17 protein-coding genes and 1 pseudogene are annotated in these 23,045 nt (G+C 72.6%); 9 read left to right on the forward strand and 9 right to left on the reverse strand.

From position 1 onward, the window contains the following. Nucleotides 1-293: 293 nt before the first annotated feature. Nucleotides 294-1,712: a chromosomal replication initiator protein DnaA gene (gene dnaA / locus GJV82_RS05140; protein ID WP_024841577.1), complete on the reverse strand. Its 1,419-nt coding sequence runs from the start codon at nucleotides 1,710-1,712 to the stop codon at nucleotides 294-296. Nucleotides 1,713-2,259: 547 nt separating this feature from the next. Here dnaA and rpmH point away from each other — a divergent pair. From rpmH to GJV82_RS05180, 8 genes are all read left to right on the forward strand, one after another. Beyond that, nucleotides 2,260-2,397: a 50S ribosomal protein L34 gene (gene rpmH / locus GJV82_RS05145; RefSeq protein ID WP_013885212.1), complete on the forward strand. Its 138-nt coding sequence runs from the start codon at nucleotides 2,260-2,262 to the stop codon at nucleotides 2,395-2,397. Between the two features lie 6 nt (nucleotides 2,398-2,403). Continuing rightward, nucleotides 2,404-2,772, forward strand: coding sequence for a ribonuclease P protein component (rnpA, locus tag GJV82_RS05150; RefSeq protein ID WP_318657296.1), 369 nt, complete (start codon nucleotides 2,404-2,406; stop codon nucleotides 2,770-2,772). Then, nucleotides 2,769-3,104, forward strand: coding sequence for a membrane protein insertion efficiency factor YidD (yidD, locus tag GJV82_RS20665; protein WP_115941525.1), 336 nt, complete (start codon nucleotides 2,769-2,771; stop codon nucleotides 3,102-3,104). The genes rnpA and yidD overlap by 4 nt, the downstream gene beginning before the upstream one ends. 66 nt (nucleotides 3,105-3,170) lie before the next feature. After that, nucleotides 3,171-4,262 carry a membrane protein insertase YidC gene (gene yidC, locus GJV82_RS05160; RefSeq protein ID WP_155098466.1) on the forward strand — a complete coding sequence of 364 codons (1,092 nt, stop codon included), beginning with the start codon at nucleotides 3,171-3,173 and terminating at the stop codon, nucleotides 4,260-4,262. Nucleotides 4,263-4,301: 39 nt separating this feature from the next. Beyond that, on the forward strand, nucleotides 4,302-4,829 hold the full coding sequence (locus GJV82_RS05165; protein ID WP_024841575.1) for a Jag family protein: 528 nt from the start codon (nucleotides 4,302-4,304) through the stop codon (nucleotides 4,827-4,829). 411 nt (nucleotides 4,830-5,240) lie between these two features. Next, a complete protein-coding gene (rsmG, locus tag GJV82_RS05170) occupies nucleotides 5,241-5,894 on the forward strand; it encodes a 16S rRNA (guanine(527)-N(7))-methyltransferase RsmG (RefSeq protein WP_318657297.1) in 654 nt (217 codons plus the stop codon). A 123-nt stretch (nucleotides 5,895-6,017) separates the two neighbouring features. Continuing rightward, nucleotides 6,018-7,187, forward strand: coding sequence for a ParA family protein (locus tag GJV82_RS05175; protein WP_455550360.1), 1,170 nt, complete (start codon nucleotides 6,018-6,020; stop codon nucleotides 7,185-7,187). Then, on the forward strand, nucleotides 7,184-8,554 hold the full coding sequence (locus GJV82_RS05180; protein WP_024841572.1) for a ParB/RepB/Spo0J family partition protein: 1,371 nt from the start codon (nucleotides 7,184-7,186) through the stop codon (nucleotides 8,552-8,554). Before GJV82_RS05175 ends, GJV82_RS05180 begins: the two co-directional genes overlap by 4 nt. Nucleotides 8,555-9,543: 989 nt before the next feature. Here the strand turns inward: GJV82_RS05180 and GJV82_RS05185 are convergent. The 8 genes and pseudogenes from GJV82_RS05185 to GJV82_RS05220 all read right to left on the reverse strand — a co-directional run. Then, complete coding sequence (locus tag GJV82_RS05185) at nucleotides 9,544-10,488, reverse strand: D-alanine--D-alanine ligase family protein (protein ID WP_115943438.1); 945 nt, start codon at nucleotides 10,486-10,488, stop codon at nucleotides 9,544-9,546. A gap of 191 nt (nucleotides 10,489-10,679) precedes the next feature. Continuing rightward, complete coding sequence (locus tag GJV82_RS05190; RefSeq protein WP_318657298.1) at nucleotides 10,680-12,008, reverse strand: aminotransferase-like domain-containing protein; 1,329 nt, start codon at nucleotides 12,006-12,008, stop codon at nucleotides 10,680-10,682. A gap of 134 nt (nucleotides 12,009-12,142) precedes the next feature. Next, nucleotides 12,143-12,475, reverse strand: coding sequence for a thioredoxin (trxA, locus tag GJV82_RS05195; RefSeq protein WP_024841569.1), 333 nt, complete (start codon nucleotides 12,473-12,475; stop codon nucleotides 12,143-12,145). Between the two features lie 78 nt (nucleotides 12,476-12,553). Further along, the gene (trxB, locus tag GJV82_RS05200) at nucleotides 12,554-13,582 is read right to left on the reverse strand and encodes a thioredoxin-disulfide reductase (RefSeq protein WP_115943437.1); all 1,029 of its coding nucleotides are present in this window, start codon (nucleotides 13,580-13,582) and stop codon (nucleotides 12,554-12,556) included. A gap of 676 nt (nucleotides 13,583-14,258) precedes the next feature. Next, nucleotides 14,259-16,157 carry a protein kinase family protein gene (locus GJV82_RS05205; protein WP_318657299.1) on the reverse strand — a complete coding sequence of 633 codons (1,899 nt, stop codon included), beginning with the start codon at nucleotides 16,155-16,157 and terminating at the stop codon, nucleotides 14,259-14,261. Nucleotides 16,158-16,266: 109 nt separating this feature from the next. Continuing rightward, entirely contained in the window at nucleotides 16,267-18,186 is a 1,920-nt protein-coding gene (gene murJ, locus GJV82_RS05210) for a murein biosynthesis integral membrane protein MurJ (RefSeq protein ID WP_318657300.1), read from the reverse strand. Further along, on the reverse strand, nucleotides 18,183-20,654 hold the full coding sequence (locus tag GJV82_RS05215; RefSeq protein ID WP_155098467.1) for a DUF6049 family protein: 2,472 nt from the start codon (nucleotides 20,652-20,654) through the stop codon (nucleotides 18,183-18,185). The genes murJ and GJV82_RS05215 overlap by 4 nt, the downstream gene beginning before the upstream one ends. A 128-nt stretch (nucleotides 20,655-20,782) precedes the next feature. After that, nucleotides 20,783-21,370: pseudogene (locus GJV82_RS05220) on the reverse strand (NUDIX hydrolase); the annotation flags it as partial. Between GJV82_RS05220 and GJV82_RS05225 the strand changes: the two are divergent. After that, complete coding sequence (locus GJV82_RS05225) at nucleotides 21,369-22,952, forward strand: CCA tRNA nucleotidyltransferase (RefSeq protein WP_115943435.1); 1,584 nt, start codon at nucleotides 21,369-21,371, stop codon at nucleotides 22,950-22,952. The pseudogene GJV82_RS05220 and the gene GJV82_RS05225 sit on opposite strands and share 2 nt — an antisense overlap. Nucleotides 22,953-23,045 lie beyond the last annotated feature (93 nt).

Raw genomic sequence — 23,045 nt, forward strand, 5'->3', positions numbered from 1 at the left:
CTGGTGCCGGAGGACGGGGTCGTGCAAGGACCCGGACACCCGTCGTCGGTACGGGTCGCGGGAAGGCTCCTGGTGCGACCCCGCGCGGTCGATCACGGCCTCGCGCACCGTCACGTGCAGCGTGACGGAGTGCGTGGCTCCCTGCGCCGCGGCCGCGAGCATGCGGTCGTGGACCACCGTGCGCGGCGGTGCTCCGTCGCGACGCCCGGGGAGGGACCGTGCGAGCGAGCGTCGCCGCGGGCGCGCACGAGCCGGGGTATCGGCGCGGTGCACGGTCCGGGCCATGGGGCAGGTCAGCCGCGGTGCTGCTGCTTGATGCGACTCGTGAGCTCGGTGACCTGGTTGTAGGTCGAGCGGCGCTCGGCCATCTGCTCGGTGATCTTGCGGTTCGCGTGCATGACCGTCGTGTGGTCCCTGCCCCCGAACTGCTGCCCGATCTTGGGCAGGGAGAGATCGGTGAGCTCGCGGCACAGGTACATCGCGATCTGCCGCGCCGTCACGAGGACGCGCGAGCGCGAGCTTCCGCACAGGTCGTCGATGGTGAGTCCGAAGTACGCGGCCGTCTGGGCGATGATCGCCGCCGGTGTGATCTCCGCGCTGTCCTCGTCCGTGATGAGGTCCTTGAGCACGATCTCCGCGAGCGGGAGGTCGACCTGCTGGCGGTTGAGGTTCGCGAAGGCCGTGACGCGGATCAGCGCGCCCTCGAGCTCGCGGATGTTCGTCGAGATGCGCGAGCCGATGTAGGACAGCACGTCGTCGGGGGCCGCGAGACGCTCGCTCGACGCCTTCTTGCGGAGGATCGCGATGCGCGTCTCGAGGTCCGGCGGCTGGACGTCGGTGATGAGCCCCCACTCGAACCTCGACCGGAGGCGGTCCTCGAAGCCGTTGAGCTGCTTGGGCGGCAGGTCGGACGTGATGACGACCTGCTTGTTGGCGTTGTGGAGGGCGTTGAACGTGTGGAAGAACTCCTCCATCGTCTGTTCCTTGCCCTGCAGGAACTGGATGTCGTCGATGAGGAGGACGTCGACGTCGCGGTAGCGGCGCTGGAACGCGCCCGCCTTGCCCTCACCGATGGAGTTGATGAAGTCGTTCGTGAACTCCTCGGAGTTCACGTAGCGCACGCGCACGTTGGGGTAGAGGTTGTGCGCGTAGTGCCCGATCGCGTGCAGGAGGTGCGTCTTGCCGAGCCCGGAGTCGCCGTAGATGAACAGCGGGTTGTAGGCCTTGGCCGGCGCCTCGGCGACGGCGACCGCCGCGGCGTGCGCGAAGCGGTTGGACGACCCGATGACGAACGTCTCGAAGACGTACTTCGGGTTGAGCCTGCTCGGCTCGGCCTGCGGCCGCGGCGGGGGAGGCGGCACGAGGTCGGGCAGCCCGTCGTCGGGCTCGATGTACGGCCGCTCGACGGCGGGCCGCGACGCGGGCGCCACGACCGGGTCGGAGCTCAGCTCCGGGTCCACCGTGATCCCGAAGCGGACGTCACGGCCGAGGCACGACGACATCGCCGTCACGAGCTCGTCGCGCACACGCGTCTCGAGGTACGTACGGGTCTGCTCGTGCGGCACCGCGATGAACACCGTGTCGTCGAGGATCGCGAGGGGCTTGGCGAGGCGGATGAACGCGATCTGCCGGGGCGTGATGTCCGGGCTCGCCTCGAGGATGCTCAGGGTCTGCGACCAGACGTCGGCGATGTTCTCGTCCGGGTTGGCCACGGGCAGTTCCTCACGGGTCGAGGGGGCGCCGGGCACGAGCGACCAGGCCGTCGAGCGCGTGCTGACGGGCCAGGGGCGGGGTGCGCCGACGAGAGACGGTCACGGGTGTGGTGATGCTGAGGTCGATCGTGCCACGGGAACCCCTCGTCCACATAGTTGTCCACAGGCTGTGGGTTGTAGGGTGGGGTCGCCCGGGCCGCTCGACGGCCCTCCCGTCGGCGGCCGCCGCGACCGCGCCGCCGTGCGGTGAACCTCACCCGCGCTGGTTTGACCCGGAGGGGTCGCGCAGCGTACCGTCAGACAGCCGTTCCAGGTGTTCTTGGCGCGCCCGCGTGGAGGAAGCTCCACACGAGGCCCTGTGTCGCGAACGACCTGCATGGACCCGGTGCCCCCAGCAATGGCCCACCCGATCCGTGCGCCTGGGGCGCAGCCGGACGGGCGACCGACCGGCGCACGACCTGAACCACCGACGGGCACCATCCGGCGCCCGTCATTGCATCGTCGAGGACATAGACGGTGTACCTCCCCGACGTTCTTGGAGTACCTCGTGAGCAAGCGGACCTTCCAGCCGAACAACCGGCGCCGGGCGAAGACCCACGGCTTCCGGCTGCGCATGCGGACCCGCGCCGGCCGCGCCATCCTGGCTGCCCGCCGTCGCAAGGGCCGCAGCGAGCTCTCTGCCTGATCCCACGTGCTCCCCGCGGCGCACCGACTGCGCCGTTCCGTCGATTTCGAGCGGGCGGTGCGCCGCGGCGTGCGTGCTGGTAGGTCGACCGTGGTCGTGCACCTCTCGGAGGACTCCGAGGGCGCCGCGCAGCCGCAGGTCGGCTTCGTCGTCTCCAAGGCGGTGGGGAACGCGGTGCACCGCAACCTCGTGAAGCGTCGTCTGCGCGCCGCCACCGCGGCACGCCTCGAGGTGCTGCCCGCGCGCGCACGCGCCGTCGTGCGGGCGCTCCCGGCGTCCGCCGACGCCACGTTCGACCAGCTGAGCACCGACGTCACGCGCGGCCTCGAGCGCGCCGCGCAGCGTCTGCACGAGCGAACCGGCGCGGGTCGATGACGACCACGCACCCTGCCGCCGAGCACGACGCACGTCCCGCCGGGGTCGACGCACCTGCGGTGCCGAGCGCGGCGCGACGACTTCTCGACGTCCTCCGCCGGGTCCCCGCGCTCACGCTCATCGGCATGATCCGTGCCTACCAGTCGGTGATCTCGCCGATGACGGGGCCGACGTGCAAGTACTACCCGTCCTGCTCCCAGTACGCCCTCACGGCGGTGCGTCGTCACGGCGCCCTGCGCGGAACGGGCCTCGCCCTCTGGCGGCTGCTGCGCTGCAACCCCTGGAGCCTCGGTGGGGTCGACGACGTTCCGCCGGCTCGACACACGCACTAGTCCGGCGCCCGATCGCGGGCGGTTCACCATCTTTTCTTTGTCATCCGTCTGAGGGAGCAGTCACCGATGGACTTCTTCGCGTTCCTCGCCCCGATCGAGTGGGTCGTGGCGTGGATCATGTATCTGTGCCACCAGGGGCTGGAGTTCCTCGGGTTCTCCGACGGTCCGGGGCCCGCGTGGGTCCTGTCGATCGTCGGGCTCGTGATCATCATCCGCATCCTGCTGATCCCGCTGTTCTTCAAGCAGATCAAGGCGTCGCGCGGGATGCAGATGCTGCAGCCCGAGATGCAGGCGATCCAGAAGAAGTACAAGGGCAAGACGGACCCCGCCTCTCGTGAGGCCATGAGTCGCGAGACCATGGAGCTGTACCGGAAGCACGGGACGAACCCGTTCGCGTCGTGCATGCCGATCCTGCTGCAGTCGCCGATCTTCTTCGCCCTCTTCCGCGTGCTCAACGGCCTCGTGCCGATCTCGAACGGCACGGACAACCCGATCGGCCCGATCGACGCGTCGGTCGCGAGCGACATCGAGAGCTCGTCGGTCTTCGGCGCCCAGCTGTCCGACATCTTCCTGCGCACCGACGACCTGCAGACCAGGATCGTCATCGGCGTGCTCATCCTCGCGATGTGCGCGACGACGTTCTTCACGCAGCGCCAGCTCACCATGAAGAACATGCCGAAGGCCGCGCTCGAGGGCCCGATGGCGTCGACGCAGAAGATGATGCTCTACGTCTTCCCGTTCATCTTCGCCGTGTCAGGCGTCAACTTCCCCGTCGGTGTCCTCGTCTACTGGACCACGACGAACCTCTGGTCGATGGGTCAGCAGTTCTACACCATCCGCCGCATGCCCGCCCCGGGATCCGAGGCCGAGCGCCAGCTCAAGGAGCGCCAGGCACGCAAGCGCGCTGCGAAGGGCATCGTCGAGGACGCCACGCCGGTCATCGAGCAGCCCCGCGGGCAGCGCCAGCAGCCGAAGCGCAAGGACCGCCAGAAGGGCACCCCGCGCCCCGCAGCCTCGTCACCGGCCGCCCACGGTGATGATGCGCCGGTCGAGGACGCGCCCGTCGAGGACGCCGCGCCGGGCAGCACCGGTCCGTCGAGCGGCGCGCCGGCGTCCGGGGGCTCGAAGCCCGCGCCCAAGAAGAAGAAGCAGAAGTAGAGCTGCGCCCGAGCGCACCCTGCCGTGAGGAGCACCGCCATGACGCCTACCGAGACCCCCGCGCCCGAAGAGGCCGCGGCCGCCGCGACGACGCCCGACACCACCCGCCTCGAGGAGGAGGGCGAGATCGCGGCTGACTACCTCGAGGAACTGCTCGACATCGCCGACCTCGACGGTGACATCGACATCGACGTCGAGCACGATCGTGCAGCCGTCGAGATCGTCGCCGACGACCCGGCTGACCTCCGATCCCTCGTCGGCACCGACGGCGAGGTCCTCGATGCTCTCCAGGAGCTCACCCGCCTGGCCGTTCAGGCTCGTACCGGCGAGCGGAGCCGCCTCATGCTCGACGTCGCCGGGTTCCGTGCCGACCGTCGTCGTGAGCTCACCGCACTGGCGGAGGACGCGATCGCTCGTGTCCGTGCCGAGGGAACGAAGGTCTCGCTCGAGCCGCTCAACGCGTTCGAGCGGAAGGTCGTGCACGACGCCGTCGCGGCGGCGGGCCTGCGCAGCGACTCCGAGGGCGTGGAGCCGCAGCGGTACGTGGTGATCCACCCCGCAGACTGATCGCACCCGTCGCACGGGCCGGCGCCTCTCGTTTCACGTGAAACGGGGGGCGTCGTCGTGTCGGGGCTGCGGACACGAGCCGTGGAGCCGTCCACGACCCAGCGAGGTAGAACGCACCGACGCTTGTCGGTGCCCCGACTGCTCGGCTGGCGGGGCGACGGCGGTGTGGGGCACGGTGACGTGCGCGCGTCCGCTCCGTGCGCGCCGCTGAGCACGCCGGCGTGCTGCCCTCTGCGTGTCGGCCGGTACTCATGACGTCGTGCGCCGAGACGGAGGACGAGGGTGGACGACGCGCTCGGCTCCAGAGCGTGAAGTGGGCACGACCATCGTGTGGTCGACGAGCGGCTGGCCCGTGTTTCACGTGAAACGATGGCTCCGGTTCAGCGAGAAGACCGAGGAGAGGATGCACGAGTGTCGGAAGAGAACAGCGAGCCGGAGATCTCCAGGGAGCAACTGGCGGAGTATTTCGGCGACGCGTTCCCCGCGGTCGATCGTTTCGCCGAGCGGCTCCGTGACGAGGGCGAACTGCGGGGACTCATCGGCCCGCGTGAGGTGTCGCGCATCTGGGACCGCCATATCCTGAACTCCGCCGCCGTGGTGCCCTTTCTTCCGACGACGGGTCTGATCGCGGACATCGGTTCCGGTGCGGGCCTTCCCGGTGTCGTCATCGCGGCCATGCGCCCCGAGGCAGAGATCTACTTGATCGAGCCGATGGAGCGGCGTTGCGCGTGGCTCGCCGAGGTCGCCGAGGATCTCGACCTGTCGAACGTCGAGATCAAGCGCGGGCGTGCCGAGGAGTACCACGGAGCGTTCGAGTGCGACGCCGTGACCTCCCGTGCTGTCGCGGCGTTGGACAAGCTTGCTCGGCTGTCCCTGCCGCTGGTCCGTGCGGGCGGCGAGATGATCGTCCTCAAGGGGCGCAACGTGGGCCGCGAGGTCGAGCCGGCACGTAAGGTCCTGCGCCGCCTCAAGGGGTCCGAGCCCGAGATCATCGACGCGCCCACGCTCCCGGGTGTGGAGACGACGACCGTGGTGCGGATCGTGCGGCAGACTGGGGCTCGCTGAGTCCACCGAGCGAGGTTCGCTCATGCTGCGACCGCGACACGGAGGAACACAGTTCTCGACCTCCGCTGTGCGGCGCACGCTTCGACGCATGCTGGGGACGCGACGACCGAGAGGATGAGACGCGTGACGGAACGGCCTGTCGAGCCGGAGGGACGTCAGGATCTGGCGACCCCACAGCCGATCTCGCTGGACGGGGGAGACATGTCTGGGGTGAAGACGGACGACGACCGCCGAGCAGCTCTGATGGCGAGCCTCCCGGCCACTGACGAGACGACGCCACTGGCCGCCCAGCTCGCGGAGGACGCCCGTCGCCGCATCGATCTGCAGGGCCGACGATTCCCCCGACCTGTGTCCACGCGAGTCATCACCGTCGCCAACCAGAAGGGCGGCGTCGGAAAGACCACGACGACAGTCAACCTTGCCGCCGGACTCGCCCAGGCAGGTCTCAATGTCCTCGTGATCGACAACGATCCTCAGGGCAACGCGTCGACGGCCCTCGGCGTGGAGCACCGAGCGGGGACGCCGTCGATCTACGAAGTCCTCGTGGACGGCGACCCTCTCTCCAGCGCGGTGCAGCAGTGTCCGGACATCCCCACGCTCTGGTGCGTCCCCGCGACGATCGACTTGTCTGGCGCCGAGATCGAGCTCGTCTCGCTTGTTTCACGTGAAACACGGCTTCGTCGTGCGTTAGACGAGTATCTGGCGGAGCGCGCGCGTGAAGGTCTTGAGCCGATCGACTACGTCCTCGTGGACTGCCCTCCGAGCCTCGGCCTGCTCACCGTGAACGCTTTCGTGGTCGGCCGCGAGGTGCTGATCCCGATCCAGTGCGAGTACTACGCGCTCGAGGGCCTCAGCCAACTCCTCAAGACCATCGAGCTCATCAAGTCGCACCTCAACCCGGGGCTGCACGTCTCGACGATCCTCCTCACCATGTACGACGGCCGGACGAACCTGGCACAGCAGGTCGCTGCGGAAGTGCGCGAGCACTTCCCTGACCAGACGTTGCGCACCACGGTGCCACGCTCGGTGCGCATCTCGGAGGCGCCCAGCCACGGCCAGACGGTCATGACGTACGACCCCGGGTCGACGGGTGCGCTCGCCTACCTTGAGGCGGCTCGCGAGCTGACACAGCGTGCGGAGAACCGCGCGGAGGACCGCGGGCTCGAGAACCACCACTCCGACGGCGCCGCGCCGATGTCGCCAGCAGACGAGCCAGCGCCGTCCGCACGTACCGATCACGAGTTCGCCGGCACCATCGGTGGTCCCGGCATGCGCCAGGAGGAGCAGCGATGAGCGAGAAGCGTCGAGGGCTGGGACGTGGGCTCGGTGCCCTCATTCCCACCAGTTCTGAGGGAAAGCGTCCGGTGGACGTCTTCTTTCCGAGCGCTCCGGCTGAGGAGTCGCCGCGCGACGAAGCCGACACTCGAGCCGACCTCGCCGATTTGCCGGCAGACGCGCACCCTTCGAGCGCTGATGTCACGCCCGTCGTGACGCTGGTCGCCGATGCGCCGTCCGGCCCGTCCGACGTCGACGTTCTCACCGCGCTCTCGGAGTCGGACCTGGCGGAGCTGGACGCGGTGAGTAGCGGTACGGGTGCCGCGGAGGGAGCGAACGAGGCGCCTTCCGTCGACTCCGAACCCTCGACGAGCGAGCCCGAAGGTACCGCGCCGGAGCGCGACGCTCCCGGTACGGATGTTTCACGTGAAACCGCGGCCAGCGCGCCGAACGAGGCAGGACCGAGCGACGACGCCCTGGCACCCGCCGCCGGCGACCCCGCGGCAGCACACGCGACGGAGGAGTGGGCGGGCGGCGCTGGTGACGATCTGGTCCCCGTCCCGGGCGCACGTTTCGCCGAGATTCCGACGGGTTCGATCCGCCCGAATCCGCGTCAACCGCGGACCGTCTTCGACGAGGGCGAGCTGGACGAGCTGATCGGGTCGATTCGCGAGATCGGCGTGCTGCAGCCGGTCGTCGTGCGTCCTGTCGCGGGAGAGGATGGGTCGTACGAGCTCATCATGGGGGAGCGGCGCTGGCGCGCGACGCAGGCCGCGGGACTCGATGTGATCCCCGCAATCATCCGCGAGACGGGCGACGCCGACCTCCTGCGCGACGCACTGCTGGAGAACCTCCACCGCAGCGCGCTCAACCCGCTGGAGGAAGCCGCAGCGTACCGCCAGCTTCTCGACGACTTCGGATGCACGCACGAGGAGCTCGCCGATCGGATCTCCCGGAGCCGCCCGCAGATCTCCAACACCTTGCGTCTCTTGCGACTCCCTCCGCTCGTCCAGCGGCGAGTCGCCGCTGGAGTGCTCTCGGCGGGGCATGCCCGAGCGCTGCTCGGTCTCACCGACGGGGCGGAGATCGAGCGCCTCGCGCAGCGGATCGTCGCCGAGGGGCTGTCCGTACGAGCGACGGAGGAGATCGTCGCGATGGGCGGGCTCGACGGTCAGCGACGTGCGCCTCGGGCTCCGCGAGCCGGGCAGCGCTCGGCGGCGATCGACGAGCTGGCGCACCGACTGTCCGATCGCTTCGAGACCCGCGTCAAGGTCGATCTCGGAGCCAAGAAGGGCCGCCTCACCGTGGAATTCGCGTCCGTTGAGGATCTCAACCGGATCCTGGACGTGATGGCACCCGACGACCCCGGTCTCCTGCGGCACTGAGACCCCACCCGCCGTGGTCGGCGGTCGAGCACCGGCATGCGGCCGGATCCGTGCGCGATGGCGCTGGATCCGGCCGCAGCTGTCTTGTCCGGCGCGACCTTGGTGGGCGGAAGACGTTCCCTCAGGTGCGCAGAGCGAGCACGGAGCGGCCTGAGATGCGGCGCCCGACACGGCGCTCGGGTTCGAGCGGGCCCCCTCCAGGATTGGGGCCTCGTGTGGCTAGCCGGGCGCGATGGGACGCGGCCCATGGCGCGGAACAGCTCGACCCAAAGGTCCCGCCTCGGCACGCACTCTCGAGCCGCCGCGGGACCGAGGCCGAGATGGGTCACGGGGCGGGATCGACGCCTGGACAGCGTGAGACCGCCGGGTCCGAACGCAGGTCTCGGGCCTGAGCGAAGGACAGCAGCAGGGGCACGAAACCTCTGGACGGAAGAGTGGTGCCGTCGGGCAAGGGCACAGAACTCGGCCGGGAGGTTTCACGTGAAACACACAGAGCCCCGCCGCCGTGTGCGCCCCGACAGAAGCCCGGGATCTCGTGGGCCCAGTAGCCAGAGGTCGACCGCCCCGGCGTGAACACAGTGAGAGGGCCCCTCCAGGGGAGACACCCGTGCGCTCCGCGGTGCTCTCGCGCTCGTCGCGGGGGTGCTGGTCGGGCCGAGGCCGTGTTTCACGTGGAACCGCGCCGGGCGGGGCCAACCCGTTTCACGTGAAACGTGCGCGTCTGCCGTGGCAACCGTGGTGGCTCGAAACCGAGCTTCAATCATGTGCTTGCACGGCGCTGCCTCGACACCGCGAGGCGCACCGAGGTCTCTGGGCGTTTGGCGCGGGTCAGGTTTCACGTGAAACGTGGGAGGCAGGGGCGATGTCGTCCTGGTAGATCGAGTGTCCGTCGTCGCGACGGTGTCGGTCACGAACGTGGGGTACCTGACACCGGGGATGGGAACACGTTCCGAACCGAAGTGGATCGCCGCGCGTCGCCGAGACCGCGGTCAGTGGCGCACGTGCGCGTTGACGATCGACCGGTAGAGGCGGCCGAGGTCGAGACCAGCGGCGCGGGCCGCCTGGGGGAGGAGGGATGTCTCCGTCATTCCCGGGGCGACATTCACCTCGAGGAACTGCACGACGCCGTCGGGATCGAGGATGACGTCGGTGCGCGAGAGGTCACGAAGGCCGAGCGCCTCGTGTGCGCGGACGGCGACCGCGCGGACGATCGAGAGCACGTCCTCGTCGAGCCGCGCGGGGGCGAAGTACTCGGTCCGGCCCGGGTTGTACCGGGCGTCGAAGTCGTAGGGTCCGCTCGTGACGATCTCGACCGGGGGGAGGGCCTCAGGACCGTGGCCGAGGTCCACGACGCTCACCGCGAGCTCGACGCCGCGGACGGCACGCTCGATGAGCGCGACCTCCCCGTAGGCGAAGCAGTCGACCATCGCCCGAGGGAGCTGGTCGGCGCGCTCGACGAGCGTGACTCCGAGCGCCGACCCGCCGTGCGTGGGCTTGACGACGAGAGGGAGGCCCAGGCGGGCGACGACGGCGTCGAGCACGGGCTGTGCCCCGAGCTCGCGGAACAGGCTCTGGGGGAGGGTCACGTACTCGGGGGTGCACAGGCCGGCGCCGAGCACGACGCTCTTGGCGACGGGCTTGCTCCACGCGGCACGGCTCTCGCGCGGTCCCGTGCCGACGTAGGGGACGCCGACGAGCTCGAGCACGTCCCTGATCGACCCGTCCTCGCCGCTCGCGCCGTGGAGGAGCGGCCACACGACGTCGGGACGGTTCGCGTCGAGGAAGGGCAGCAGGTCGGCGTCGACGTCGTGGACCGTGACCTCGAGACCGGCTGCCCGCAGGCTCTCCGCGACGCGGCGCCCGGACCGGAGCGACACGTCCCGCTCGTGCGAGAGCCCGCCCGCGAGGATGGTGACGTGGCCGCCGGGCGGCACGTCGTCGTCGGGCCGGAGGAGGTGAAGGTGCTGGTCAGCGCGCTGTGCGGCGTCGGGGGCAGAGATCTCGGCGCCCTCGTCGTCGGTCGCCGCCGTGGTCGGGGTACCCGTGGTCGTGTCCACTGTTGACGGACTCCTGTTCGGTGCCGGCGCGTCCCGGTGGGGTGCCAGCCGGCGTCGTGATGGGTGCTTCAGGCCAGGTTCGGCGAGGGGTTCTCGACGTCGGTGACGTCGGGGTCGAGCTCGGCGTTGGTGCCGAAGATCTCGACGAGCTCCTGCTCGGCGTTCACGACACCCGCCAGGCGGCGGACGCCCTCGCGGATGCGCTCGGGGGTCGGGAAGCAGTAGGAGAGACGCACGTGGCTCGACCCGGTGCCGTCCGCGTAGAACGCGGTGCCCGGGACGTACGCGACGCGCGCGGTGACGGCACGGGGGAGCATGGACCGCGCGTCGAGCCCTTCGGGGAGCTGCACCCAGGTGTAGAAGCCGCCGTCCGGGACGGTCCAGCGCGCGGACGGCAGGTGCTCGGAGAGCGCCCCGACCATCGCGTCGCGTCGCTCGCGGTAGAGCTCGCGGAACTGCTTGATCTGGCCCTTCCAGTCGCACGTGTCGAGGTACGACGCGATGGCGAGCTGCGACGCGTTCGAGGGACACAGGATCGCGGACTCGCTGGCCAGCACGAGCTTCTCGCGCACCGCGTGGGGCGCGACGACCCACCCGACCCGATACCCGGGCGCGAACGTCTTGGAGAATGACCCGAGGTAGAGCACGCCGTCCTCGTCGAGCGACCGCAGCGCGGGGAGCGTCTGGCCGTCGAAGCCGAGGAGGCCGTAGGGGTTGTCCTCGATGACGAGCACGCCGTACCGCTGGGCGATCTCGAGGACGCGCGGGCGGCGCTCCGCGGTGAGCGTGACGCCGGCCGGGTTGTGGAAGTTCGGCACGGTGTACAGAAGCTTGACGCGCCGACCCTCGGCGGCGAGGCGGGAGAGCGTCTCCTCGAGCGCGTCGGGGACGAGGCCGTGCTCGTCGAGGGGCACGTGGACGACGTCCGCCTGGTACGAGCGGAAGACTCCGAGCGCTCCGACGTAGCTGGGAGCCTCGGCGACGACGACGTCGCCGGGATCGATGAAGATGCGCGTCACGAGGTCGAGGGCCTGCTGGGAGCCGGTGGTCACGACCACGTCGTCGGGGTGGCAGTCGATGCCCTCAAGACGGACGACGTCGAGGATCCGCTCTCGCAGCGTCTCGTCGCCCTGCCCGGACCCGTACTGCAGCGCGGTAGCACCGCGCGTCGCGACGAGACGCTGCATGGTGTCGGCGATCTGGTCGAGGGGGAGTCCCTCCAGGTACGGCATGCCGCCGGCCAGGGACACGACCTCGGGACGGTTCGCGACGGCGAAGAGCGCGCGGATCTCCGACGCTCGCATCCCGTGCGCTCGCTCTGCGTAGGCACCGAACCACGGGTCGAGGCGGGTGCCGCCGGGGGCGGGCTGCTGCGGGGGAGTCGTCGGACCAGTCACGATTCCCAGTGTCGCACGGGGGATCGGGGGATCCCGTGAAGACGCCGGAGGGCGGACCACGGCGTCCGTGGCCCGCCCTCCGGCGGTGCGCCCCCCGCGACGGGGGCGAGAGTGTCTCGACGCGCGGTCTCGGGTCAGGCGGTCGTGGCCAGGACCGTGTCGATCTCCTCCGTCAGCGCACGCTTGGGGCGAGCGCCGATGATCGACTTCTGGAGCTCCCCGCCGACGTAGACGTTGAGCGTGGGGATCGACACGATCCCGTAGGCGCCCGTGGTCTCGGGGTTGGCGTCGGTGTCGAGCTTGGCGATCTTGATCTTGTCGCCGTACTCCTCGGCGAGCTCCTCGAGGATGGGAGCGACCTGGCGGCACGGGCCGCACCACGTGGCCCAGAAGTCGACGAGGACGGGGACGTCAGACTCGAGGACCTCGCTGCGGAAGGTGGCGTCGGTGACCGGAACGGTCGGCATGGTGACCTCCTGGAAGATGTGGCTGGGACGGACGCCAGCGGCGCGCGGGCGGAGCCCGGCGGCGTCGCGGGCGGTGGATCAGGCCTGGATCTCGGCGAGCGCCTCGGGCAGCTCGTCCGGGTTCGGGGTCTGCGGGGTACCCGCGAGGTCCTCCAGGCCGGCGGCGTCGGCGAGCTCTGTGAGGAAGCGCTGCGCGTCGAGCGCGGCGGCGCAGCCGGAGCCGGCCGCGGTGATGGCCTGGCGGTAGGTGTGGTCGACCGCGTCACCGCAGGCGAACACGCCCTCGATGTTGGTCGCCGTGGAACGGCCGACCACCTGGATGTAGCCCTCGTCGTCCAGGTCGATCTGCCCCTTGACGAGCTCGGTGCGCGGCTCGTGGCCGATCGCGACGAAGAGGCCGGTCGCGGCGAGCTCGCGCTCCTCACCCGTCACGGTGTCGCGCAGCATCAGGGACTCGACCTTGTTCTCGCCGCGGATTCCGGCGACCTCGCTGTTCCACGCGAACTCGATCTTCGGGTCGTTGAGCGCGCGGTCGGCCATGATCTTCGACGCGCGCAGCTCGTCACGACGGTGGACCAGCGTGACCTTGTCCGCGAAGCGCGTGAGGAATGTGGCCTCCTCCATCGCGGAGTCGCCGCCGCCCACGACGGCGATGTGCTGGTCGCGGAAGAAGAAGCCGTCGCACGTGGCGCACCACGAGACGCCGCGGCCGGACAGGCGCTTCTCGTCGTCGAGGCCGAGCTCACGGTAGGCGGATCCGGTCGCGAGGATGATCGCGCGCGCCCGGTACGTCTCCCCGTTGCCGGTGACGACCGTCTTGACGGGCCCCTCGAGGTCGAGCAGCGTGGCGTCGTCCCACTCGATGCGCGCGCCGAACCGCTCGGCCTGCTTGCGCATGTTCTCCATGAGGTCCGGACCCATGATCCCGTCAGGGAAGCCCGGGAAGTTCTCGACCTCGGTCGTGTTCATGAGCGCGCCACCGGCGGTCACGGAGCCCGCGAGCACGAGCGGGGCCAGGCCCGCGCGCGCCGCGTAGATCGCCGCGGTGTATCCCGCGGGACCGGACCCGACGACGATCAGGTTCTGAACGGCTGACTGCTCGGTCACGTGCTGCTCCTCGATGCTCGGTGCGTGGCGGCCGACCACGCGAGAGTGTGAACGCCGCCGGGGCGGCTTCTGTTCCACGGTACGGGTGTCGGTCACGCTACGGGCACCGGGCGGCCGGCGTGTACGTCGTCCACCGGGTGCGACGGGCCAGTCCGTCCCGCGTGCTCGTCGGGTCCCCCGGTCGGGCTTCTGCAACGGCTCACACGTCAGGGCTCGCGAGACGGCGCTTCCCGCCGGCTCCCCGCCGTGGGCTCCCGTGACGGTGCCGACCTCGCCGGGCTCGCCGTGAGCTCCGAGACGGACGCACTCCTCGCCGAGTCCCACGGCGGGCGTCATTCTCGCCGAGTCCCACGGCGGGCGTCTTTCTCGCCGAGTCCCACGGCGGGCGTCTTTCTCGCCGAGTCCCACGGCGGGCGTCTTTCTCGAGCGACGGCGTCTGCCGACCACCCGCACGCGCCACTCCGCGGCACGACGACGCGTGGCTCAGCGTGTCCGGGCCCGCTCGCGACGCGAACCCGCACACGGAGAGCCCGTCAGAGACCCAGACCCGGACCAGACCGGGAGCTCGGACGTGGACCCGGACCCGGACCCGGACCCGGGTCCAGACTCAGACCGGACCCAGACTCAGACCCGGAATCAGACCCGGAATCAGACCCCGCGCGACCCGGGACCGGGCTCAGGAGACGAGGATCTCGTTGATCTCCGCGCGGTACTCGCCGGACGGGTTCTGGGGCAGCTCGGTGAACCACAGCACGATGGACTCCGCCTCGACGGGCTGGTCGAACGAGAACTCGACGCCCGGCGCGAGGGGCCCGGACGCGAGCACCTCGCCGTCGGTCGGGGCGTCGGGGCTCGTCGCGCGGATCTCGACGTTCCCGCCGGTCACGGCGGTGTCGAGCACGACGGTGGAGACGGGTGCCTTCTCCTCGAGCGTGACCGCGAACCCGATGCCGGTGCGCAGGCCGGCGAAGTTCGCGGCGTTGTACCGGCGCGAGATCCAGGTCGTGTCGGGCTGCTGGTCGTAGGCGAGCGGGGCGAGCTCGGGGTGCTCGCCGTCGTTGTTGCCGCCGGCGTCGCCCTCGGGGTCGAGCGCCTGCCCGGACGCGATGACGGGCCGGACCTCCGTCACGGGGGGAGCCTCCTGCCCGGCGTCGGTTCCTTCGCCGCCCTCGCCCGCGGACGGCTCGCCCGGTTCCTCACCGGTCTGCTCCTCGCCCGCCTGCAGGGCGGGGCCGAACCCGTCGAACGCGGTGTTGACGGCCCACACGACGCCCCACACCACGAGGCCGAGGACGAGCAGGAGGACGATCGGCGTGGCGTTGAAGCGTCGCGGACCGCGACGCCGGGGAGCGGGTTCGCTCCACGCCTGCGGGGCTTCGGCCGGGGTCGGCTCGCCCGTCGCGTAGGCGAGCGGCGCGGTCCCGGCGTCGTACCCCGTCGGGGGCGGGGGCACGGCGTGGCCGCCCGGTGCGGCGACGGGCGTCGGCGGCGGGACCGCGGGCGGCGGGACCGCCTGGGTCGCGCCGGTGTAGGCCGCGGGCGGAGGGACCGCCTGGGTCGCGCCGGTGTAGGCCGCAGGCCCCGCCGAGCCGGGGACCGCGCCCACGCGGTGGATGCGTCCGGTCGTGGGACGGCGGACGGGCGGGGCGGGCGGCGGCGTCCCGGGAGGGGCGCTCGTCGCGCCGTCGAACGCGCTGCGCACGGACTGGCGGCTCACGCCGGCCGCGGCGGGCTGGACGAACGCGGGGAGCGCGGCGACGACGGAGACCTCGCCCCACGGCTCGACGGCCGCGACGACGTCGGCGGGCGACGCCGGGCCGTCGCCCGGTGCGGCTGCGGTCCACTCGCCCGCGGTGCCTCGCGCGCCCGAGAACGTCGCGGTGCAGAGCGCGTCGAGCTCCGCAGGGACGTCGGGGCGCACGGCCGAGAGCGGGAGCACGTCGTCCCCGGCGCGCTGCGCGGGGAGCGGGTGGATGGCGTCCTGCGCGATCCACGGGACGTCGAGCGAGGGCCCGGGCCAGCGGGCCGTCATGGCGTAGTAGAGGAGCGCGACGAGCCCGACGGCGTCGGCGCGCGACGTGCGGTCGGCGTCGTGCTGGTCGTGCCCGGCCACGCCCGCGTCGAGCCCGAGGCCCGTGACGAGGACGCGGCTCCCGTCGACCCGGATGGCGTCGGGCCGCAGCGCCAGGTGGTGCACCCCGCGGCGGCGGGCGACCTCCAGGGCGGCGGCGGCCTCGCCGACGATCGCGCGCGCCTGCTGCGGGTCCACGATGCCGCCCGCGACGACCTCGCTCAGCGTGATGCCCGTGTACCGCTCGGTCACGACGTAGGCGACGTCGTCCTCCGACCCGACGTCGAGGACGCGCGTGAGGCGCGGGTCGACGACGAGCGCGGCGCGCCGTGCGGAGTCCAGCGCCTCGGCGACGTGGGCGCCGCTGACGAGCGAGACCCGGACGGGCCGGTCGAGGATCTGGTCGTGCGCCGACCACGCGGTCACGTCGGACAGGTCTGACGCGAGCTGCTCGTCGAGCCGGTACCGCGCGACGAGCAGTGTTCCTGGGGCCACGCCGTTCACCGGACCTCCTCCGTGGGACTCGTGGTCGACACACCATGGTACGCGGGCCCTGATTGCCCTCGTATCACCCGATCTGCTCCGGGCGCCGCCGCGCGGCCCGTGGGAGGGCTCACCGGCGCACGAGTCGCCGGACGCGGCGTACGACCGGGCCGGCGAGCTGGTCGAGCTCGCGCACGCGCATGAGCTTGAGGCCGCCCGCGTACACGAGGGTCATGACGACGCCGGCGACGCCCACGAGCACGACCGACTCCCACCAGGAGAGCCCGTAGATGCCGTCGGCGGCGTCGCCCGTCACGACCACGAACGCACGGAGCACGCCCCACCCGGCGACCGCGCTCACCGCGGCCGCGAGCACGGCCTTGACGTGCAGGCGCAGGATGCGGGCGCCGTCGAGCCCCTGGAGCGTCCGGCGCAGGCCGACGGTCCGCAGGGCGACGGCCACGACGTTGGACAGGCTCATCGCGAGGCCGATGCCCACGACCCAGAAGGGGGGCGTGAGGACCTGCGTCGCGAGCCACGACACGCCGACGAGCACGATCGTGCCCGGGACCTGGATCCAGAAGACGGTCCTGCCGTCCTCGAACGCGTAGTAGACCCACTTCATGAGCACCATGCCGCCCAGCGGCACGAGGCCGAGCGCCATGGCGCGCAGCACCATGGACACGGCCTCGCCCGACGCGGCGTCCACCGACGGGACGAGCAGCTTGGTGACGGGCAGCGCGAGGACCACGAGCACCGCCGTCGCGAACACCGTGAACACGCCGACGGTCCGCACGCCGCGCGAGAGGTCGTGGCGCACCCGGGCGAGGTCGCCCGCGTGGGCCGCAGCGCTCATGCCGGTGAAGAGCGCGGTCGCGATCGACACGGTGACGAGGGAGTGCGGCAGCAGGTAGATCATGAGCGCCTGCGTGTACGCCGCGTTGCCGGCGACGGCCAGGGAGCCCGAGAACGCGTCGGGCGCGCCGATGACGAGGCCCGTGACGGCGCCGAGCGTCCCGGGGTCGTCCCGGTAGGGGCCGAACGTGCGGGCGAGCGCGGCGCGCGGCGCCTCGCTCGCGAAGCGCGTGGTGAACAGGACGCCGACCTGCTCGAGCAGCACGGCGGCGAACGTCCACAGGGCGACCTGGCCCGCGGAGCGCAGGCCGATGCCGCGCAGGCCGAACCGTACGTGCCAGCGGAACCCGGCCCGCCAGAGCGGCAGGACGAGGATGAGCGCCTGCGCGGCGACGCCGAGCGTCGCGGTCCCGGCGAGGAGGGTGATCTTCGTGGCGTCCCACTGCGTGAGGTCGTCGACGTTCCCCACCGCCGCCGGGCCGTAGAGCGCGATGAACGCGCCGAACCCGACGATCGACACGACGTTGTTGAGGACCGGCGCCCACATGAACGGCCCGAACTGCCCGCGCGCGTTGAGCACCTGCCCGAGCAGCGTGTAGAGCCCGTAGAAGAACAGCTGCGGCGTGCACCAGAACGCGAACGCGACGGCCAGCGACGTCTGCGGTCCCGTCCATCCCGGCCCGGTGTACAGCGCGACGAGGATGCTCGACCCCGCCGTGAGCAGCGCCGAGAGCGCGAGGAGGATGACGCCGGACAGCGTGAGCAGCTTGTCGAGCCGCTCCTGCGTGTTGTGGGCGCGGTACGCGCGGACGATCTGCGGCACGAGCACCGCGTTGAGGACGCCGCCCGCGAGGATCGCGAAGAGGACGTTGGGGATCTTGTTCGCGACGTCGAACGCGTCGGCGACCAGGCCGGTCGTCCCGATCGCCGCGACGAGCAGGACGTTGCGGACGAGGCCGAGGCCGCGCGAGACGAACGTGCCGGACGCCATGAGCGCGGACGACCGGCCCAGCCCGCCCTTGCGCGGCGCCGGGGCGTCGGTCGCGCCCGCCTCCGCGGTCTCGTCGGGGGTCCCGGGGGCGGCCGGGTCGCCCGGGAAGGCACCGGCGGGCACGGTCGTGTCGCGCGCGGTCCCGGGTCGGGGCCCGCGCCCCGCGCCGGTGGGACGCACGTGCCGCGGCTGGTCCGGGCTCACTCCGCGCGCCCCTCGTCGCGACGCGCGGGCCCGTCGGGGGCGGTGGCCGTCGCCATCGGCCCGGGCTCGGGCGACGTCGCGGCAGCCTGCCCGGGCGTGCCGGCCTCTCCGGGCGTGGCCGACGTCCCACCCTGCCCGGGCGCGGCGGGCTGGTCCACCGTGGCACCTGCCAGACGGCGCGGCGACCGCCCGCGCCGCACGGTGCGCCAGATCCCGGCGACGAGGGCGATCCCGAGGAGCACGGCCACCACGACCGTCCCCACGGACTCCCAGTCGGCGCGGACGCGCACCACGAACTCCTGCGGCTCCGCGACGCGCACCTGCGGCTGCGCCGCGCTCACGAGCTCGACCTCGACGGTGACGTTCCCGCTCCCGAACCCCTCGACCGGGACGCCGACGCTCGTCTCCGTGGCCACGAGGTCGCCGTCGTCGTCGCGCGTCGCCGCGGGGATGGTCACGGTCCGCCGCTCGGGCGCTCGCAGCCGGGGGTCGTCGGGGCGCAGCACGACCTGCACGGTCGCGTCCTGCTCGAGGGTGCTGCGCACGCGGACCGGGAGGTCCTCCTGCTCCGCGACGAAGAGGAACGGCGCGCGCGTCTGCACCGACAGGCTCTGCCGGACCGCGCCCGACCGCTGCTCGGCGTGCTGGACGGCGAGCACGCGCAAGGGCTCGGCCGCGCGGAACGCGACCGCCGTGGGTGTGACGAAACCGGGCTCGAGCGGGCTCGTGACCGTCGCCGGGTCGGCCACGACCGTCGCGAACGCCGCCAGGTCCGCCCGCGAGCGGTCGAGCGCGCGCAGCTGCGCCTCGGTGATCTCGCCCGCGCCCGGCACGTCCCGCGGCAGGGGCGTCCGCACGACGTCGGGCGGTACGGAGGCGAGGAGGTCGTCGACCGGGGCGAGGTCGACCCAGGGGGCCGACCGCAGCGCGTCGAGGCGCGCGGTGAAGAGGGAGGGCTCGGGGTCCCACGTGCGCGGCAGCGCGACGAGGACGTGGCGCTGCTCGGCGGGGCGCTCGCGCGCGATCACCGCGGTCTCGGCGAGGACGCGCTGCGTCGCGCTCACGCCCGAGCCGTCGCCGGCCGAGAGCAGCGCCGTGAGCACCGGGTCGGCGACGAGCGCCGTGACCGGCCCCGCGTCGGTGGCCACCTGCGCGACGCCCGAGGGGGTGTAGGTCAGCGACTCGTCGGGGACGAGCCCGCCCGGGCCGACGATCGTCGAGGTCGCGCCCGACGCCGCGGCGAGGGTCGTCGTCGCGAGGTCCGGCACCGCGTCGCCGGGCCAGGCGAGGTCGGTGCGCCACCCGGCCGTCAGGTCGCCGGGAACCGCGGAGCCCGTGGTGTCGCCCGTGCCCGTCGCGGACCCGTCCGTCCCGGCGTCCGCGTCCCCGCTGCCCGCGTCCCCCGCGGACGCGTCGTCCGACTCCTCGCCGGACCCGCCCGCCGAGTCGCCACCGCCCTCGTCGCCCGAGCCGTCCCCGGAGCCTGTCGTGGACCCGTCCTCGGCGTCCGTGGACGCGGGGTCCGACGGCGGCGCCGGGAGCGGCGTCCCCTCGGGCAGGGGCAGGCCGGCGTGCGCGAACGCGGAGACGTCGGGGTCGTAGGCGCGCAGGGCGAACGTCGAGCGCCCCGCGGAGGCGGCCCGGACGTCGTCGGCCCACGCGGTCACCGCGGGGTCCTCGGAGCCCGCCGCGGCGGCGAGCAGCGCGGGGTCCGCGACCCACCCGACCTCGGTCGCCTCCGCGGTCGCCGCGAGCAGGCGCCCGAGCCGGCCCTCGGCGCCGGTCGCCGCGGCGAGCGCGTCGTCGTACGCCGTCGGGTCGGGGTCGACGGGCGGGCCCGTCATCGCCGCGACCACGCTGAGCCGGACGGGCGTCACGTCGCCCGACGGCGCCCACAGGACGAACGTGCGCTGGACCGCGAGCCGCGCGCCGGCGTCGGACACCGTGACGGACACGCCGCGCGGGCCCCACGAGCTCCCCGCGTTGAGGTTGAGCTCCGCGACCGGCACGGAGAGCGTGACGTCGGCGCTCGCGCCGGGGGCGAGCGGCCCGCCCAGGTCCTCGCTCGTGACACCGATGCCCACGCGCCCGTCGACCCCCGTCGTCGCCCAGCTCTCGAGCGCCGAGCGGGTCGCGAGCGCGCGCCCGTCGATGCCGAGCGCGACGGCGGGCGCCGCGAGCGTCTCGGCCGTCCCGTTGGTGACGCGCGCCGCCAGGGTCAGGGTGTCGCCCGGGGAGAGGCGGGTCGGCTGCAGCGAGGTCACCTCGACCGTCACCGCGTCGTCCGCCTCCTCCGCGGCACGTGGGACGGCGGCCGTGGCCGGCGCCGCCGCGACGCCGCCGAGGACCGCGCCTCCCACCACGACCAGCAGCACGACCAGGACGGCGAGGAGTCGCGCGGGCGGGGCGAGGAGCGGGACCGGCGCGGCGCCGCGAGGGCGCGCGCCGCTGCTGGGGGAGGGCGTCATGAGTGGTCGGTCGAGCTCCGTGGGGCGGGCGGGGCCGGGCCGCCGCGGCCGTCGTGCGGACGGCCGGGCGAGCGGACGATCGTCCGGGTCACCCTACTCTCGACCACCCCGTGGAACCGCGTCCGCCGGCCCTCGAGCACGCTGTGCGCGACGGCCGCGATCCGCCGCTCGTTGGGGTACGCGAGCCGGTCCGGGAGATCCACGACCGGGACCCACGCGACGTCCTCCGCCTCGCCGTCCGGGTCGCCCTCCACCGTGAGGTAGCCGCCCGTCGCGCGCAGGAGGAAGTGGTGGACGACCTTGTGCACACGGCGGTCGTCGCCGGTGAACCAGTAGTCGATGACGCCGAGCGGCTCCTGCACCGCGCCCCGGATGCCCGTCTCCTCCGCGATCTCGCGGACCGCCGCCTCCTCCGGCGTCTCCTCGCCCTCGAGGTGCCCCTTCGGCAGGCACCACTCGAGACGACCGCCGCGGTTCCGCCGCGCGATGACCGCCGCGCACGGCTCGCCGCCCAGCACGGTGATGACGAGCCCGCCGGCCGAGACCTCGTCCACCACCGGCAGCGGCGCCGGAGCGGGGGCCGGTCGGGAGCGCGGGTCGATGCGCAGGGCGTGACCGCCCGGCGGGGCCGGCACCGGCGGGGAGTGCCCGGGCCCGCTGCCGCTCCCGCCCACCGGATCCCTCCGGGGGTCGTCGGCGCGCGCAGGGGTGGACATGTCCCAACTTTACCGAGTGCGGGACGCCCCTCCTGGGAGCCCGTCCCGGGCACGGGCGGCGCATCTGGCAGGCTTGGTTGCCGTGCCCCACCCTTCGTCCCCCCAGCCGACCCCTGCAGCGCTCGAGCTGCAGCGCCGGGCCCTCGCCGTGCTCGCCGAGATGGCGCCCGCGGCGATCGAGCTCGGCGAGGCGTTCCGCGCCGCCGGACACGAGCTCGCGCTCGTCGGCGGACCCGTCCGCGACGCGTTCCTCGGCCGGGCCAGCAACGACCTCGACTTCGCGACGTCCGCGTCCCCCGACGAGAGCGAGGCGATCCTCGCGCGCTGGGGCGACGCGCACTGGGACATCGGCAAGGAGTTCGGCACCATCGGCGCCAAGCGGTTCGGCCGCAGCGGGCCGGGCGACGAGCTCGTCGTCGAGGTCACGACGTACCGCAGCGACGAGTACGACCCCGCGTCGCGCAAGCCCGTCGTCGCGTTCGGCGACACGCTCGAGGGCGACCTGTCGCGCCGCGACTTCACCGTCAACGCGATGGCCGTGCGCGTCCCCGACATGACGTTCGTCGACCCGTTCGACGGGCTCGGCGACCTCGCCCGGCGCGTGCTGCGCACCCCGATCGCCCCCGAGCGCTCGTTCGACGACGACCCCCTGCGCATGATGCGCGCCGCGCGGTTCGCCGCCCAGCTCGGGTTCGACGTCGACGGCGGCACCCTCGCCGCGCTCGTCCTCATGACCGAGCGCATCGAGATCGTGTCCGCCGAGCGCGTGCGCGACGAGCTCTCCAAGCTCCTGCTCGCGGCGTCGCCCCGCCGCGGCCTCGAGGTGCTCGTCGACACCGGCCTCGCCGACCACGTGCTGCCCGAGCTCCCCGCGCTCAAGCTCGAGATCGACGAGCACCACCGGCACAAGGACGTCTACGAGCACTCCCTCACCGTGCTCGACCAGGCCATCGCCCAGGAGACCGGGCCCGACGGTGCGGTCCCCGCCCCCGACCTCGTGCTCCGCCTCGCCGCGCTCCTGCACGACGTCGGCAAGCCGCCGACGCGCCGGTTCGAGGACGGCGGCGGCGTCAGCTTCCACCACCACGAGGTCGTCGGCGCCAAGATGGTCGCCAAGCGGCTCAAGGCGCTGCGGTACGACAAGCAGGTCGTCAAGGACGTCGCGCGCCTCGTCGAGCTCCACCTGCGGTTCCACGGCTACGGCGACGGCGCGTGGACCGACTCCGCCGTGCGCCGGTACGTGACCGACGCCGGCCCGCTCCTCGAGCGCCTGCACCGCCTCACGCGGGCCGACTGCACGACGCGCAACCGGCGCAAGGCCCAGCGCCTGCGGGAGTCCTACGACGACCTCGAGCGCCGCATCGCCGACCTCCAGGCCAAGGAGGAGCTCGACGCCGTCCGCCCCGACCTCGACGGGCAGCAGATCATGGCGATCCTCGGGATCCGGCCCGGCCCGGTCGTCGGGCGCGCGTACAAGCACCTGCTCGAGCTGCGCCTCGACCGGGGCCCCGTCGACGAGGAGACGGCGCGAGCGGACCTGCTGCGGTGGTGGGGGGAGCAGCCGGAGTCGTCGGCGTCCTGAGCCCGTCCCGCGTCGGCTCCCGACTCGCCGTCGTCCCGCCCGTCCCCCGGGGCGTCCCGCGCGTGGAGCGACGAGGCGTTCCCTGGACAGGGA

This window comes from Cellulosimicrobium composti, assembly GCF_009711085.1.
Lineage (GTDB): Bacteria > Actinomycetota > Actinomycetes > Actinomycetales > Cellulomonadaceae > Cellulosimicrobium > Cellulosimicrobium composti.

Coding starts and splice junctions, on each gene's coding strand:
- yidD (WP_115941525.1), top strand. CDS start 2,769: ATGACGACCACGCACCCTGCCGCCGAGCACGACGCACGTCCCGCCGGG.
- yidC (WP_155098466.1), top strand. CDS start 3,171: ATGGACTTCTTCGCGTTCCTCGCCCCGATCGAGTGGGTCGTGGCGTGG.
- GJV82_RS05165 (WP_024841575.1), top strand. CDS start 4,302: ATGACGCCTACCGAGACCCCCGCGCCCGAAGAGGCCGCGGCCGCCGCG.
- GJV82_RS05180 (WP_024841572.1), top strand. CDS start 7,184: ATGAGCGAGAAGCGTCGAGGGCTGGGACGTGGGCTCGGTGCCCTCATT.
- trxA (WP_024841569.1), bottom strand. CDS start 12,475: ATGCCGACCGTTCCGGTCACCGACGCCACCTTCCGCAGCGAGGTCCTC.
- GJV82_RS05215 (WP_155098467.1), bottom strand. CDS start 20,654: ATGACGCCCTCCCCCAGCAGCGGCGCGCGCCCTCGCGGCGCCGCGCCG.
- GJV82_RS05225 (WP_115943435.1), top strand. CDS start 21,369: ATGTCCCAACTTTACCGAGTGCGGGACGCCCCTCCTGGGAGCCCGTCC.